Annotated in this window: 17 protein-coding genes and 1 pseudogene; 14 read left to right on the forward strand and 4 right to left on the reverse strand. The window is 44.5% G+C overall.

Annotated elements, in window-relative coordinates; translation table 11 throughout:
• Positions 1-66 precede the first annotated feature (66 nt).
• Both JCM19039_RS24795 and JCM19039_RS07855 read left to right on the forward strand, forming a co-directional pair.
• Positions 67-405 (forward strand): hypothetical protein, encoded by a 339-nt coding sequence (locus tag JCM19039_RS24795; RefSeq protein ID WP_202963192.1) that lies wholly within the window; start codon positions 67-69, stop codon positions 403-405.
• Positions 406-542: 137 nt separating this feature from the next.
• On the forward strand, positions 543-1916 hold the full coding sequence (locus JCM19039_RS07855) for an aspartate aminotransferase family protein (protein WP_042425726.1): 1374 nt from the start codon (positions 543-545) through the stop codon (positions 1914-1916).
• Positions 1917-2121: 205 nt separating this feature from the next.
• On the opposite strand, the gene yyaC is transcribed toward JCM19039_RS07855, so the two are convergent.
• A complete protein-coding gene (yyaC, locus tag JCM19039_RS07860) occupies positions 2122-2658 on the reverse strand; it encodes a spore protease YyaC (RefSeq protein ID WP_052398606.1) in 537 nt (178 codons plus the stop codon).
• Positions 2659-2743: 85 nt separating this feature from the next.
• Here yyaC and JCM19039_RS07865 point away from each other — a divergent pair, with 85 nt between their 5' ends.
• The 5 genes and pseudogenes from JCM19039_RS07865 (at position 2744) to JCM19039_RS07885 (ending at position 6917) form a co-directional block, all read left to right on the forward strand.
• On the forward strand, positions 2744-3769 hold the full coding sequence (locus JCM19039_RS07865; protein ID WP_042425729.1) for a membrane protein: 1026 nt from the start codon (positions 2744-2746) through the stop codon (positions 3767-3769).
• Positions 3770-3870: 101 nt separating this feature from the next.
• Positions 3871-4071 (forward strand): DUF951 domain-containing protein, encoded by a 201-nt coding sequence (locus JCM19039_RS07870; RefSeq protein WP_042425732.1) that lies wholly within the window; start codon positions 3871-3873, stop codon positions 4069-4071.
• Between the two features lie 23 nt (positions 4072-4094).
• Positions 4095-5193: pseudogene (gene ychF / locus JCM19039_RS07875) on the forward strand (redox-regulated ATPase YchF).
• Positions 5194-5251: 58 nt separating this feature from the next.
• Positions 5252-6049: a DUF4037 domain-containing protein gene (locus tag JCM19039_RS07880; RefSeq protein WP_052398607.1), complete on the forward strand. Its 798-nt coding sequence runs from the start codon at positions 5252-5254 to the stop codon at positions 6047-6049.
• The gene (locus JCM19039_RS07885; RefSeq protein WP_042425735.1) at positions 6030-6917 is read left to right on the forward strand and encodes a phosphotransferase enzyme family protein; all 888 of its coding nucleotides are present in this window, start codon (positions 6030-6032) and stop codon (positions 6915-6917) included. Before JCM19039_RS07880 ends, JCM19039_RS07885 begins: the two co-directional genes overlap by 20 nt.
• On the opposite strand, the gene JCM19039_RS07890 is transcribed toward JCM19039_RS07885, so the two are convergent.
• Genes JCM19039_RS07890 through JCM19039_RS21800 form a run of 3 tightly spaced genes read right to left on the reverse strand, consistent with a single transcriptional unit; the run spans position 6908 to position 7886 of the window.
• Positions 6908-7366, reverse strand: a complete 459-nt coding sequence (locus tag JCM19039_RS07890) for a DUF4188 domain-containing protein (protein ID WP_042425737.1) — start codon at positions 7364-7366, stop codon at positions 6908-6910. The two genes, JCM19039_RS07885 and JCM19039_RS07890, sit on opposite strands and share 10 nt — an antisense overlap.
• On the reverse strand, positions 7351-7638 hold the full coding sequence (locus JCM19039_RS21795) for a hypothetical protein (protein ID WP_193744175.1): 288 nt from the start codon (positions 7636-7638) through the stop codon (positions 7351-7353). The genes JCM19039_RS07890 and JCM19039_RS21795 overlap by 16 nt, the downstream gene beginning before the upstream one ends.
• Complete coding sequence (locus tag JCM19039_RS21800) at positions 7602-7886, reverse strand: PadR family transcriptional regulator (RefSeq protein WP_052398609.1); 285 nt, start codon at positions 7884-7886, stop codon at positions 7602-7604. Before JCM19039_RS21800 ends, JCM19039_RS21795 begins: the two co-directional genes overlap by 37 nt.
• Positions 7887-8543: 657 nt before the next feature.
• Between JCM19039_RS21800 and JCM19039_RS07900 the strand changes: the two genes are divergently transcribed.
• The 7 genes from JCM19039_RS07900 (at position 8544) to rplI (ending at position 14514) form a co-directional block, all read left to right on the forward strand.
• A complete protein-coding gene (locus JCM19039_RS07900; RefSeq protein ID WP_042425740.1) occupies positions 8544-9287 on the forward strand; it encodes a nuclease-related domain-containing protein in 744 nt (247 codons plus the stop codon).
• A gap of 626 nt (positions 9288-9913) precedes the next feature.
• Positions 9914-10201, forward strand: coding sequence for a 30S ribosomal protein S6 (gene rpsF, locus JCM19039_RS07905; protein WP_042399573.1), 288 nt, complete (start codon positions 9914-9916; stop codon positions 10199-10201).
• A 33-nt stretch (positions 10202-10234) separates the two neighbouring features.
• The gene (gene ssb / locus JCM19039_RS07910; RefSeq protein WP_042425742.1) at positions 10235-10735 is read left to right on the forward strand and encodes a single-stranded DNA-binding protein; all 501 of its coding nucleotides are present in this window, start codon (positions 10235-10237) and stop codon (positions 10733-10735) included.
• A gap of 20 nt (positions 10736-10755) precedes the next feature.
• Complete coding sequence (gene rpsR, locus JCM19039_RS07915) at positions 10756-10983, forward strand: 30S ribosomal protein S18 (RefSeq protein WP_042399576.1); 228 nt, start codon at positions 10756-10758, stop codon at positions 10981-10983.
• Positions 10984-11149: 166 nt separating this feature from the next.
• Positions 11150-12091, forward strand: coding sequence for a YybS family protein (locus JCM19039_RS07920; protein ID WP_042425744.1), 942 nt, complete (start codon positions 11150-11152; stop codon positions 12089-12091).
• Between the two features lie 12 nt (positions 12092-12103).
• Positions 12104-14071: a DHH family phosphoesterase gene (locus tag JCM19039_RS07925; RefSeq protein ID WP_042425747.1), complete on the forward strand. Its 1968-nt coding sequence runs from the start codon at positions 12104-12106 to the stop codon at positions 14069-14071.
• A complete protein-coding gene (rplI, locus tag JCM19039_RS07930) occupies positions 14068-14514 on the forward strand; it encodes a 50S ribosomal protein L9 (protein ID WP_042425750.1) in 447 nt (148 codons plus the stop codon). Before JCM19039_RS07925 ends, rplI begins: the two co-directional genes overlap by 4 nt.
• The last annotated feature ends 23 nt before the right edge of the window (positions 14515-14537 follow it).

Below are 14537 nucleotides of genomic sequence, written 5' to 3' on the forward strand. Positions count from 1 at the left end.
CATCCTTGTCGGTATGTTTTTAGATTTATGGCTGTTACTTCCGCTACAAGAGTTGTTCAATGCAACGTGGCAATCGGTGAGTATGTTATTTCTAGGCATTGTTGTTATTGGTTTAGGCTCCGGCATGTATGTCTCATCTCGCTCGGTGCAGGTCCACGTGACGGGGTTACATTAGCGGTTGCTTCAAGGACCGGTTGGTCGGTTCGACGCGTTCGGACAAAACTTGAGATGCTTGCGCTCCTTATTGGCTGGCTCATTGGTGGTCCGGTTGCATTCGGTACATTTCTGTCTGTCTTTTTAATCGGCCCGGTCATGCAGGCATCGCTAGAGTTTTGGCGTTCTAGAGTACAAGTTTGGGAAAATGATGCAGTTGCTCGCCAACATCCACATACATTTACTGCGTAAAACTACAGCGAACGACGGTGTAGTTTTTTGTCTAATTTGTAAGCGATTTCATTACTATCCTTTCGGGAAAAAGGATGCTACACTTATGGGTAGTGTAATTGAATTCTAACTTTTCGAAACTTTGGGAGTGAATTGGGATGGCACAGAAAGCAGCGAAAGACCTACAGAAAGAACTTTTGAAAAAAGACCAGAAGCATTTTCTTCATCCAACGTCGAATCCGAAACAACAAGCAAAATCAGGTGCTTCAATTGTACTTAAACGAGGCAAAGGCATTTATGTGGAAGATATTGAAGGGAAACGTTACATGGACGGCCTCTCTAGCCTTTGGAACGTTCATATTGGCCATGGAAATGAAGAGCTTGCAAATGTTTCTTACGAGCAAATGTCTACGCTTGCCTATGCGAGCTCTTTCAAAGGATATTCAAACCCGGCTGCGATCGAATTGTCAGAAAAGCTTGCCGATATTGCCCCAGATAAATTAAACAGTGTATTTTACACTTCTGGAGGTTCAGAATCGAACGATACCGCGTTTAAACTGTCGCGATTTTATTGGGAACAAGTCGGCAAACCCGAAAAGAAGAAGATTATTGCGCTAGAGCGCTCATATCACGGGGTAACGGTAGGGGCACAGTCGGCGACCCATTTACCAGCATTCCATTCATTTTCGGGATCATACATGAACGGGATGTTTCATGCACTGCCTCACCTCACCGATTGTGAGCGAGGCAACACTTCTGCTGACCATTATGAACAGAGCATTCGTGGCATTGTCGAGAGGGAAGGTGCAGACACTGTAGCTGCTGTCATTTTGGAGCCGATCCAAGGGGCGGGTGGCATCTATGTTCCCCCTGCAGGATATCTTGAAGCGGTCCGGAAGTTGTGCGATGAGTTTAATATCCATTTGATTGCTGATGAAGTGATTTGTGGTTTTGGAAGAACAGGCAAAATGTTTGCGGTTGAACACTGGGACGTGACTCCTGATTTTCTATGTGTCGCAAAAGGGATTACGAGTGGGTATGCACAGCTTGGTGGTGTCTTGATCCACGATACGATCCAAAAAGAAATCGCGAATTTTGACGGGGTACTCGCGCACGGTTTTACGTATAGTGGTCATCCTACTGCATGTGCGGTCGGATTAAAAAATATCGAAATCATTGAACGTGAAGGCCTCGTCGAGCGGGCGGATGAGATGGGCAAAGTGTTAGCGGATCGACTTGAGCAAGTCGTCACTGCTCATTCGACAGTAGGTTTAACCCGAGGAATGGGATTGCTCCGCTCTATCGAACTATTCAAAGACTCAAAATCATTTGAACGTTTCGATCCGAATGAAAATGCTGCAGAACGTGTATATCAAGCATGTTTTGATCGGGGGTTGCTACTACGCACATCTGGTGGAAATGGCGTGAATATCATTCCGATGGCGCCGCCTCTAATTATTACGGAACCAGAAATCGATGAACTTATCGATCGCTTAGACGCTGGACTTACGGCATTTGAAAGCAGTCTTTAACAAGATGAAAAACAAGGCCCATTCATTCTTCGCGAATGGGCCTTGTTTTTGAGTTTACGTATCGGTTAGGCGAGTTGACAATATATAGCTAGTGCAATTCCTCGGTCGGGGCGGTAAGTGATCCCCCATGTACGGGCAACGGCACATGCGAGAACGCCTCACCGTTGAACGACTGTTAAGAAGTCGATCGGCTTTTAGAATCCCTTCAGCGGTCCACTCGGCCATTTGCATGACAAAATGCAAACGTGTATTTTGTAGAATAACAAATTCCATCATCCCCCACATTGACCGTCCCTGTAATATGCATATCTCCTGCAGCAGGCAATACCTTTTTGACGGCACTTCCTGGACGTACCGGCCCAGAGGCAAAAGTCACCCGGCCAACACTTTCTGACTTGCCCATACTTGCGTCAATGGCAATGACGAGGGCACCGTGATGGAGCAGTTTGATTTCATTTAGTGTCTCCTCAAGGTTTAGCGCATGGACGGGTTTTTGCAATGTTCCATAGACCGTCATCCGTTTGGAACTATTTTCATGAATGATCGTGCCGACTAACGGCCCGAATGCGTCACCGGTGGAGCGGTCCGTACCGATGCAGATGAAGACAATGTGGTTCTTTTGCGGAGAGCTTTGCAACTGTTCGTAAACGTGTTCAGCCAGTTGATCGCTTCGGTCTTGTTGCTCAATATAATAGTGATGATGAAATGATTTTTCTTTGAAAAAAGAGAGCTTGATGGACATACCTTCCCCTCCTTCAACATACTAGTCCCAGTATAGGAGTTTTTTTAGAAGTCTATACTTGTGCTTCTGTAAGGGAGAGAAGGCAATGGTCGGTAGAGGGTTAAAATGGATGCTTTTACTTACAGGAACAATGATTGGCGCCGGTTATGCGTCTGGTCGAGAGATTTGGCAGTTCTTCGGTGCAGATAGCGGCGTTGCCATTATTTTGTTCAGCATGCTTTTTATGATTTGTTCTTATACGGTTCTTAAATTAAGCATTTCACTGCGGGCAGAAAATTACGTGGTCGTGCTGGAAACACTTCTCGGTAAACGACTTTCAAAAGCGTACGACAAGTTAATTATCTTATATTTATTTTTAACGACGGGAATTATGATCTCTGGTGGCGGCGCAACATTGGAAACGTTTGAACTTCCGTATTGGTTCGGCATTGCGCTTATGTGTATTTTGTTAACGGTGTTATTCATTTGGGATTTGGACGGGCTTACATCGGTAAACAACTTTTTGACACCGGCATTAATTGCTGTACTAATTGTCATCTTAATTTTCTTTCAGATGTCAAGTGAGGGAGGGTTTGTGCTAGAGTGGGGCTCCCAATCGAACTGGCCGTCTGCAATTACGTTTACCGCGTTAAATTTATTGCCGATCGTTGCGGTGTTATCGGCCATTGGCACAAAAATTGAGCATCCAGGAGAAGTGTGGATTGCGACGATTGGCAGCGGACTGATTCTCGGTGGAGTGAGCTACTTATACAACCAATCCCTCTTAAAAGTGGCTGATGATATCATTCTTTACGAAATTCCTTTGTTCTCCATTTTAAGTAATTACCCGTATTTACTCGTCATTGCGATGACAATCCTTTTATGGACGGCAATCTTTACGACAGCTGCCGCAAACATCCTCGGTCTCATCAGTCGGTTTCGTCACGTGCTCAGCAGTCCAGGATGGCTGTTAACGATTGTTATTTTACTCCCGCTACTCCCGATGACAACGTTTGGCTTTTCTACGCTCGTTGCCTTCTTGTATCCATTATATGGGATGTTAAATCTTTACTTGCTCGGTTCGGTGTTACTCTACCCGTTTTTAAATGATCGATATGACCGGCTTCGGTAGGATATACCAGACAAATATGGTATACTGATGAGTGCTTCCGTTTACTCGGAAGCTTTTCTATGTTTACACTAGTTTTTTAATAGATAAGGAGGGTGAACGACTTGGCGGATCAAGGTTTTGGGTTACACGATGTCGTGGAAATGAAAAAGCCTCATCCGTGTGGGACGAATCGTTGGAAGATTATCCGCATGGGCATGGACGTAAGGATAAAGTGTCTCGGGTGTGATCATAGCGTCATGATTCCGCGCAAAACATTCACCCGTAAAATGAAGCGCATTCTAGAAGTTGCACCACGTGATTAAGACTGAGAGGAAGTGGCAGTACGATGGCTTTAACTACAGGCATCGTCGGCTTGCCGAATGTCGGCAAGTCGACGCTCTTTAATGCAATTACACAAGCGGGGGCAGAAGCGGCAAACTACCCGTTTGCAACGATCGATCCTAACGTCGGGATTGTTGAAGTGCCGGACGAGCGCTTGCACGTCTTAACTGAACTTGTGAACCCGAAGAAAACGGTACCGACAACATTTGAATTTACCGATATTGCAGGTATTGTTGAAGGGGCGAGCAAAGGAGAAGGGCTTGGGAACAAGTTTCTTTCTCATATTCGTGAAGTAGACGCAATTACCCACGTTGTCCGCTGTTTTGATGATGATGACATTACGCACGTATCCGGCAGTGTTGACCCGCTTCGTGACATGGAAATCATTAACTTAGAACTCGTTCTAGCTGACCTTGAAACCGTAGCAAAAGGCTAGAAAAGGTAAATAAGCTCGCAAAAACAAAAGATAAAGTGGCACTTCAAGAACAAGCCGTACTCCAAAAGATTGTGAGTGCATTAGAAGACGAAAAGCCAGCGCGTTCAGTTGATTTAGACGATGATGAGCGTAAAATGGCAAAAGGCTTTCAACTTTTAACATTGAAACCTGTTTTGTATGTCGCAAATGTGAGTGAAGAAGATTTACTTGCCGGATCTGACAATCACTACGTCGCGAAGGTGAAGGAACGAGCAGCTGAAGAAAATTCAGAAGTCATTTCAATTTGCGCAAGCATTGAAGCAGAAGTGGCGGAGCTTGAAGGGGAAGACCGACAAAGTTTCCTCGAAGACCTCGGCATTGAAGAAGCGGGGCTGGATCGTTTAATTCGAGCGGCTTATGCACTTCTTGGACTCGCCACATATTTCACAGCCGGCGAGCAAGAAGTTCGCGCTTGGACCATTCGCAAGGTACGAAAGCGCCACAAGCGGCAGGTGTCATTCATACTGATTTTGAGCGTGGCTTTATTCGAGCGGAAGTCGTCGCATATGAAGACTTAAAAGCATTAGGCACGATGACGAAAGCAAAAGACGCTGGAAAAGTACGACTCGAAGGAAAAGAATACGTCGTCGTCGATGGCGATGTCGTTCATTTCCGCTTTAACGTGTAAATATGCTCACCAAAACCATCGTAATGATGGTTTTTGGTTTATTTAATTGGAGGTTATGATGGAAACGTTTATGAAAGTAGCAAAAGCGATTGCCGATACGTACGATACGCACCTCCCTCATGCTGAGCTTCTGCTCGTTGGGGGATCGGTGGCTAGAGGTAGAGCAGACGAAGATTCAGATCTTGAACTCAATGTACTCTGGAAAAGACCACCTTCAGACGATGACCGGTTAAAGCTGATCGATGTGCATAAAGGGACGTTACTAGAGTTCTATCCATTTGAAGAAAATGAATGGTCAGAAAGTTACGAAATAAACGGACTGAAGATTGAGATGAGTCATTACTTAACAGAATACGCGATGCAAACGGTTGAGGACGTGCTTGTCCAGTATGATCCTGCCATCGATAAACAATGGCTTATTTCTAGTATTCAAGACGGTGTTGCAATTGGAAATGAGGAATGGTTTCATCATTTGCAACAGCGTGTGATGTGCTACCCAGAAGGGTTGAAAAACGCGATGATCGCCCGTTTTAGCAAGCTTTCAAATACGTGGAACCATCGCGATGCGCTCCTGCAACGAGGGGATTGGTTTGTGTTACGGCAAGCAATGGGGGATGTTCAGCGCCAAATGTTGGCGCTTGTATATGCTGTCAACGGCCGTTATGTTGAGCATCCGTATTTCAAGTGGAATTCACTAATCATAAAGGAAATGACAAGAAAGCCAGACGGTTTTGAAGAGCGACTGGCCTCGTTGTACACGCTTCCGTTACAAGAGGCCGTCCGTGAGCTTGAATGTTTGTGGTCAGAAGTGGAACAGTTGACTCGCTGGGGCGCTTATGAATGTCAGAATAATTGAACATTCCGCCCGGTTGTTTGGTGCGAGTCCTGATCATTGGCGATGTATCGGAGGGTTTCACAACAATGTGTTTTTAAGTCGTCAAAATGGTATCGTGTTAAAATTTTTAAAAAAAGACAGTGAAGACGTGGACGCTCTACGTAGGCAGGCCTATGTCATGGAGCTTGTGCATAAAGAGGGTGTGCGTACGCCAAAACCGATTCGTTCAATGAATGGCATGACGGTTGAAACGGTGGAGCACTTGTACGTAATGGCCACACAGTTTGTATCGGGAGAGCCGCTCGAAGGACTTGAACAGAAACCGCTACAAATTCAACAGTTTGGGCGAGTGCTCGGGAGGTTACATGAAATCGCAAAGAGGCATACAAAAGCGTTTCAGTCATATCCGCTAGCATGGGATCATGATATTTCGCACCGACAGTTTACGACCGGCATTAATCAAGAGATCCAACAAAAATGGCAATGTTATATGGAAAAGTTGCAGAAGCTTCCTAAAGATGCCAGTGTGTATGGACTTGTGCATCATGACTTACATCATGAGAACGTGCTCATCCGTGACGGCGGGATGACGGTTCTTGATTTTGGTGACCTTCGCCTAAGTTGGTTCGCCTATGATGTGGCGATTCCCATTTACCACGCCACCGATGCCACCACATACCGACAGTTTTTCAAGACCCATTTCTTAAAAGGGTACCGTATGGAAACACACATGAGTGAAGATGTGGAGCAGTGGATTGATTTTTTCTTATCATATCGGCGCATCTACTCTTATTTGTATTTCTACGATGTGCTCACGCCTGAACAGTTAACACCATCGACGAAACAAGCGTTGGCGAAAATGAAAGAGAACATTCTAAATCAAGAATAATGGAGACGCGCTTTTGCGGAAGAATCGTCAGCGAGTGAGCGTGCAGCAGTCGCTTTGACGATACCACGGGGTTTGCCCATGCGCGAATACACGGATTCGTATGCGCCTGCCCGCACGTCATACGTCTCATGAAACACACCGACAGCTTCGCTTTTGGCGACTTTTTTGTAGAAATCAATCCAAGCACTTTTATGAGTGTGTCCGTGGGCATAATCAAGTAGCTGATCGGTGCTTTCCCAATATTGTGTCAACACAATGGTGCGCCCGCTGACGGCTGTGTCATGAGACAAGAAGCCAAGGGAACGGTCAGTATACAATTCTTTCATCATTGGTGGCATCGCCATGAATACGGGCCACCAGCTTTTTATATTCCACCATTTATTTACCCTCATCCCGATAATAAATACGACGATGTCCCCGTCATGATCTGCCGTTACTCGCTTTTGCATTTAATATCCTCCTTTGTTTTTTGACACCAGAGTAGTTCAGCTTGTGCTATTTCTTTGCCGTAATTTAAGGTGTACAGCCAAAATTCTGATTCGTCGTTGTTGCAAATATTCGTTTCAATTTGTTCATAAACGTCTAGTTTTGCTTGTAGAAGCTCCGCCTGCTCCTCTAAATGAGCGACTGCCTGCTTCCTCGTCATTTCGGTTCCAAAAAACAATTTTACGAGCAATTCGTTTTTCACGACACTTGTATCATGAATCGCGTCTCGAGCCACCGATGAAGCATGCGCCTGCCTGCAAGTGTGATCGTGTATTGTTTCTTTTCCGGGGCGCCTTCAGTTCTCACAACCGATTGCGTCGCATACCCCTCCTCGACAAGTACTTTTAATGCAGGATAAATTTGCCCATAACTCATTTTCCAAAAATGTTGAAAGCTCGCATCCATCAAGTTTTTGATCTCGTAACCGGTTTGACAGCCAGTCGTCAAAATGCCAAGAATGATCCATTTCGTTTCCGTTTTCACTAGCCACCTCCATATATCTTTGAGATATGTATCTTAAAGATATATGGAGGTTTTGAAAAAGTCAATAAATTTTTTGGGGTGGCTAAAAAAAGACGTTTAAAGAGAGGCGTAGGTGGGGGAAGCGGCTATGAAATTTTTGAAGGAGGAAATGATTAATTTACTTGTTAACATGAAGGGTATATAGGGGCAATCGGATAAGTGCTGGCTATGGGCAGATTTCCACAGATTGGATCGCTTATTCGGCTAAAATCTTCCCATTGGCCTTACTATGGTAAGATTTCCAGTTTCTAAGGTAAGATTTTCAACTATATACCTCGTAAGACAATGAAAATCCCACCATATCAGATTCCATGGAAAGATTTCTGTGCTATAGGCCGCCGCCTTGGGTCTTGTTTTGCCAATCTTACTCAGTGTCATCGCATTTCGTTTACAATGAACAGCAACCGAACGTAAAGAGTGAAACGATCGATTCTTCTAAAACAGCCACGTACTCAACTTGCTCACGCAATCGATTGCGTGAGCAGCATTAAATGGCGGAAATATGAAGGATCTCAGTAATAGATTGCATCGTTTATGTGAGCGTAACTAATAATTTTTTATCGTTGCAGGAAAATGTCTCACATTGGCGAACTAAATTAGGTATAAAGGAGGGGATTTATGATTGATATTGTGAAAGAACTGCGTAAGCCTGAACAAGTTTGGATTTTAGAAGCATTATCTCGCAGGGTGCCGCCAGGTGACGCCCGCACTGTTCAGGAGGTAGAAGGAAAACTTCGGCGCGCGCAGGCAGGTTTTGCCGGAGAAAAGCAGCTGTTTTTTTACCTGCAAAGTTTGGCAGGTAGTGCTCAGACTCATTTGTTGCTCCATAACGTACGCCTCGTAGACGAATCTGCATATCAAATGGATGTCGACGTGCTCACCACTCGCTATGTGCTCATCCTCGAAGTCAAACACATTCATGGACTCGTTCATTTTGGCGACCATGACCAATTCACGCGCGAAGACAAAAATGTTGAGATTTTCTCGAACCCCCTTGAGCAGTGTCTACGTCAAGAACGCCTCTTAAAAACCTTTCTTGAATTCCACAACTTACCCGCTCATTTCCCAGTATTCAGCCGCGTCGTTTTCACATCAAACAAGACAATTTTAAGTGTATCAGAGGTGTGTAAAACAACCATTCGCGAACGCGTTTGGCGCGGCGACGCCGTTTTGTCCAAAATGAAAGAGTTGAATTATCACCCCAGTCTTGACCAGATCCCAGTAAAAGAAGTGTACCGGCTTGCCCATGTGATGATGCAGCACCATACACCGGCATGGTTTAGCCACTTACGCAAAAAGGACTGGCGATCAAAACTCTGCAAAGAGGAGTCTACTGTCGAGATTGTTATAGCTACAACATAATTCGGCAAATAAACAATGTTTATTGGATATGCAATAGTTGTGGAGTGAAAGATCGTCGACCTTACGTCCAAAGTTTGCTTGATTATGCAATGCTTATTAGCCCTATCATTACGAACCGAGATGCAAGGAGTTTTTTACAACTTGACCACCGTCATTACGTGCAGAGATTATTGAAGGAAGTCTCCGATCGGAGTTCTGGAATTAGAAGAAGCAAGGAATATGTAATTCAGCTTCCAAAAACATGATTTTGCTTCCAAAGTACCTTTGTTTGGAACCAAAATAGCACCCATTTAGGTAATTTCAAGAAATCTGATTCCAAACAAAGGTTATCTGGTTCCAAAGTACGGTTATTGGAAGTAGATGATCAGATCAGGATCACAATATAACTTAGCCCCCGCCCTCCACAACGATCAACCCGAAAACACTGCAACCCCCACGAAATAAAAACACCCTGCTTCGTCAATGACGACACAAACCCCATAGCGCCAGTCTAATTCCCTCTTGTGTATTCCACCTTTTCCTGCTAAAATAGGATATTGCGAGTTAAGAAATGGGATTGTCCCTTTTTTATAGCTCCTTGCTCTTACACATGTAAGGGCCGTTTAGACCAAAGGGAGGTGACTAGAATGCGTAACTACGAGATTCTTTACATTCTTAGCCCACAATTGGATGAAGAGGCTGTGAAAGCGGCGAACGAGCGTTTTCAAAAAGTCCTTACTGACAATGGTGCTGAAATCACATCTGTTGATGATAAAGGAAGACGTCGTCTTGCTTATGAAATCAACGATTTCACAGAAGGCTATTATGTAATATTGAAAGTACAAGCTGAAACTGTAGCGGTTAACGAATTTGACCGTCGTGTAAAGCTTACTGATGATGTAATCCGTACACTTGTCGTTCGAGATGACGACTAATTGAATAGAACAAAATAAAAGGGAGGGTTATGCATGATTAATCGCGTTGTACTTGTCGGCAGACTCACGCACGACCCTGAACTTCGTTATACGCCGAACGGTGTAGCGGTTGCGAATTTCAGCATTGCTGTTAACCGACCGTTTACGAACCAACAAGGCGAGCGGGAGGCTGATTTTTTTAGTTGCGTCGTTTGGAGAAAACAGGCTGAAAATGTTGCGAACTACTTAAAAAAAGGCAGCTTAGCAGGCATTGACGGACGTCTTCAAAGCCGTAGCTTCGAAAATCAAGAAGGCAAGCGCGTGAAAGTTGTGGAAGTGCAAGCTGAGAGCGTACAGTTTCTGGAGCCCCGTGGCTCACAAAACTCTGGAGGCGGCGGTCGTTATGATCAAGGCGGCGGCTACCAAGGTGGAAACCAGTACAATCAAGGTGGCTACAACCAAGAACCGCAACGACAATCATCTAACCTAAATGACGATCCGTTTTCTAATGATGGAAAACCGATTGATATCTCTGATGACGATCTACCATTCTAATATGAAAGGAGCGAGACCACATGGCACGTCGTAGAGGCAAGCGTAGAAAGGTATGTTATTTCACGGTAAATAAGATCAAGCGCATTGATTACAAAGATGTGGATCTGCTTCGTAAGTTTGTATCTGAGCGTGGGAAGATTCTTCCACGCCGTGTAACAGGTACTTCTGCGAAATACCAACGTAAATTGACAATCGCAATTAAGCGTTCCCGTCAAGCAGCACTTCTTCCTTACGCGAAAGAAGTATAAGCAGATGACAAGAAAGGGCCATCACCTCCAATCGTATGGAGAGGGTGGCTCTTTTTCGTCGGAAGATGCACGCCTTTCATTTTATGGGTGAATGGGCTACAATAGATCAGTGAAAGCTATCGAATAGAAAAGACTTCGTTAGGCAGATGGGTGGTTACGAAAAGAAATGAATCAGTCACGCAGATTAACTGAAGGCGCAGTGATGGTTGCTGTGTTTGCAGTTCTTATCGCGCTATTATACATACCGCTTATTGCCCTCTTTACCATATGGTTTTTGCCATTACCTGTTATGATTTATACGGTTCGACACGGTGCAAAACCGGGTTTGATCGTGCTCGTTGTTGCAGCGCTCGTCAGTTTCCTCATCGGTTCGGTATTGGCACTTCCAGCCATCCTTATTTTTGGTATCGGCGGGTATGTGACCGGATTGAGTTATGCACGAGGCAAAGGGCCATTTCAAACGCTGTTTGCAGGTAGTGTAAGTTATGTACTATCAATCATCGTATTTTTTGTTTTCTCGAACCTCGTTCTTCAAGTGCATCCATTTGAAGCGATGGTCGACATTATGATTGAATCGACGAATTCGGCGGAGCAGTTGATTACGGCTGTTGGCGCTGATGTAAATGAAGAAGCTCTCACGCTATATCGTGAAATGGCACAGATGATTCCACAATACTCAGCGCTCATCATGATTTTTACCGGAGTTGTGTTTGCGTTTTTAACGCAAGTTGTCGCTCATCCGATTTTACGCCGTTTTGTTAAAGGGAATTTTGGATTTCCCCCGCTTCGTACGTGGTCTTTGCCGACATTTTTCATTTGGGTATATTTGATCGGGATTGTATTTAGGTTAATTAGTTATAGTGATCCAGGGTCGGGGCTTTACACCTTTATGCAAAATGTATCTCCGATCCTTGAAGCTGCCATGATTATTCAAGGTGCAGCGGTCATGTTCTACTTTGCGCATGTGAAGAATATTTCTAGAGCGTTTCCGATTCTCATTTTAGTGTCGATTCTATTGGTACCATTTGTTGGTTTCCTTGTCAGAATGCTAGGGATTATTGATCTCGGTTTTGATTTGCGGAGTCGCATTAAGTCTGATAAGAAGTAGGGGTTGATCAGTTTGCCCAAAGTCACACATTATAAATGGTACTTGTATCCGACCATCCTTTTATTTGTGGCACTAACGTTCAGTGTTACCGCTTTGTTATTTTACCAATGGATTCTAGCTGTTGTTGGATATGTAGTCATTCTTCTTCTTGGGGTCTTGTACTATTATATCCAATCCAATTATCGAAAAGAGCTCGGACAGTACATCTCAACGTTGTCTCACCGTGTAAATCGAGCCGGTGAAGAGGCAGTGACGAATCTACCAGTAGGAATTATCCTTTATGATCAAAACTACAACATTCAATGGGTGAATCCGTATATCCATGACTTGCTGCCAGAAGAATACCTCGGACAGCCGTTGTCGATTATCTCGTCAGAGTTGCCCATTCTATTAGAAGATAAAAATCAGGAACACCGGCTAAAGCTAGGTGATCTTGAGCATTACGTATACGAGCGACCGAATGAACGGCTTCTCTATTTCTTTGATATGACCGAGACTGTTGAAACGAAAGAGCGTTACAACGAAGAGAAAACGGTCATTGGCATTATTTTTCTCGATAATTATGACGAAGTCACGCAAAGCCTTGAAGATCAAGTAACGAGCTCTCTACGAAACAAAGTTGTAGGCTTATTGAATCAATGGGCAAATGAACATGATATTTTGTTACGAAGTACCGATGATGACCGGTTTGTCGCTGTTTTTAATCAGCGTGCATTATCAGAGATTGAAACGAATCAATTTCAAATCATTGATCAAATTCGCGAAGAAACGTCCAAAGATCAAGTGTCTCTCACACTAAGCATCGGTATTGGAACAGGAGAGCGGACGATGCGTGAACTCGGCTCTCTCGCCCAGTCTTCGCTTGACCTTGCGTTAGGTCGTGGTGGTGATCAAGTGGCGATTAAGGAAAAGAGTGGTCAAGTTCGTTTCTACGGAGGCAAAACAAATGCCGTTGAAAAACGAACGCGCGTGCGTGCACGTGTAATTTCTCATGCGTTACGTGATTTTGTTCGGGAAAGTAACCAAGTGATTGTCATGGGCCATAAAACGCCAGATATGGATGCGATTGGTGCGAGTATTGGTGTATTGAAAGTGGCTGAAGTGAATGATAAAGACGCCTATATTGTTGTTGACAATGAAAATGTAAGCCCCGATGTGCAAAAGCTCATGGATGAAGTGGAAAATCACGAATATTTATGGTCGCGATTCATTTCTCCAGCTGAAGCGTTAGAACAACTTACAAAGCAAACGTTGCTCGTTGTTGTGGATACGCACAAACCGTCGCTCGTTATTGAGCCGAAGTTGTTGGAACGAGTGCACCGGGTCGTTGTGCTTGATCATCACCGTCGAGGTGAGGAATTTATTGAAAATCCTGCTCTTGTATACATGGAGCCCTATGCTTCATCGGCTTCAGAACTTGTTACCGAGCTTCTTGAATACCAGCCGAACAAAGTGAAGATGGACGCCCTTGAAGCGACTGCCATGCTAGCCGGGATGATGGTCGACACGAAGCATTTCAGCATTCGCACAGGTTCACGTACGTTTGAAGCGGCATCTTACCTAAAAGCGAACGGTGCCGACACAACAGCCGTTCAATTGCTCTTAAAAGAGGACTTAGAGAACTATAATGAAAGGTCTAAGCTCATTTCCCGTTCCGTGATTTATGGAAATGGCATGGCGATTGCGCGTGGTGAGGAGGGTCAGAGCTATCATCAAGTGCTCATTGCCCAAGCGGCTGACACACTTCTCACAATGAATGATGTGAGGGCATCGTTTGTCATCTCTTATCGTTCGGATGGACGGTTAAGCGTAAGCGCCCGGTCATTAGGAGATGTGAACGTACAGGTTATTATGGAGAAGCTGGGCGGTGGAGGTCATCTCACAAATGCCGCGACACAAATGGACGACACCACACTTCTTGAAGCTGAAAGCATGCTTAAAGAAGCCATTGATCAATATTTAGGAGGGACATCAAAGTGAAAGTCATTCTTAATCAAGACGTAAAAGGACAAGGGAAGAAAGGCGAGGTTAAAGACGTATCCGAAGGGTATGCTCGTAACTTCCTCTTAAAAAATAATTTGGCAGTGGAAGCCTCATCAGGCAACCTTAAAGACCTTAAAGCAAAGAAACAAAGCGATGACAAAAAGGTTGAGGAAGAAAGGCAAGCTGCTGAGGAAATGAAGCAGAAAATGGAAGCGACAGACATTGAGATGACGGCAAAAGCGGGTGAGGGTGGACGGCTATTTGGAGCGGTTTCGACGAAGCAAATCAATGAAGCCTTGAAAAATAAAGGCTTTAAAGTCGACAAAAGAAAGATTGAACTTAATGATCCGATTCGCACGCTCGGCGTCACGAAAGTGCCAATTAAGATTCACCCGGAAGTCATTGCTACGGTTAATATCCACGTAAAAGAACAAAAGTGAAGTGAGAAACAGAGGAAGGAGGG

It is taken from the genome of Geomicrobium sp. JCM 19039, assembly GCF_000698145.1.
Taxonomy (GTDB): Bacteria; Bacillota; Bacilli; order Bacillales; family Marinococcaceae; genus Geomicrobium_A.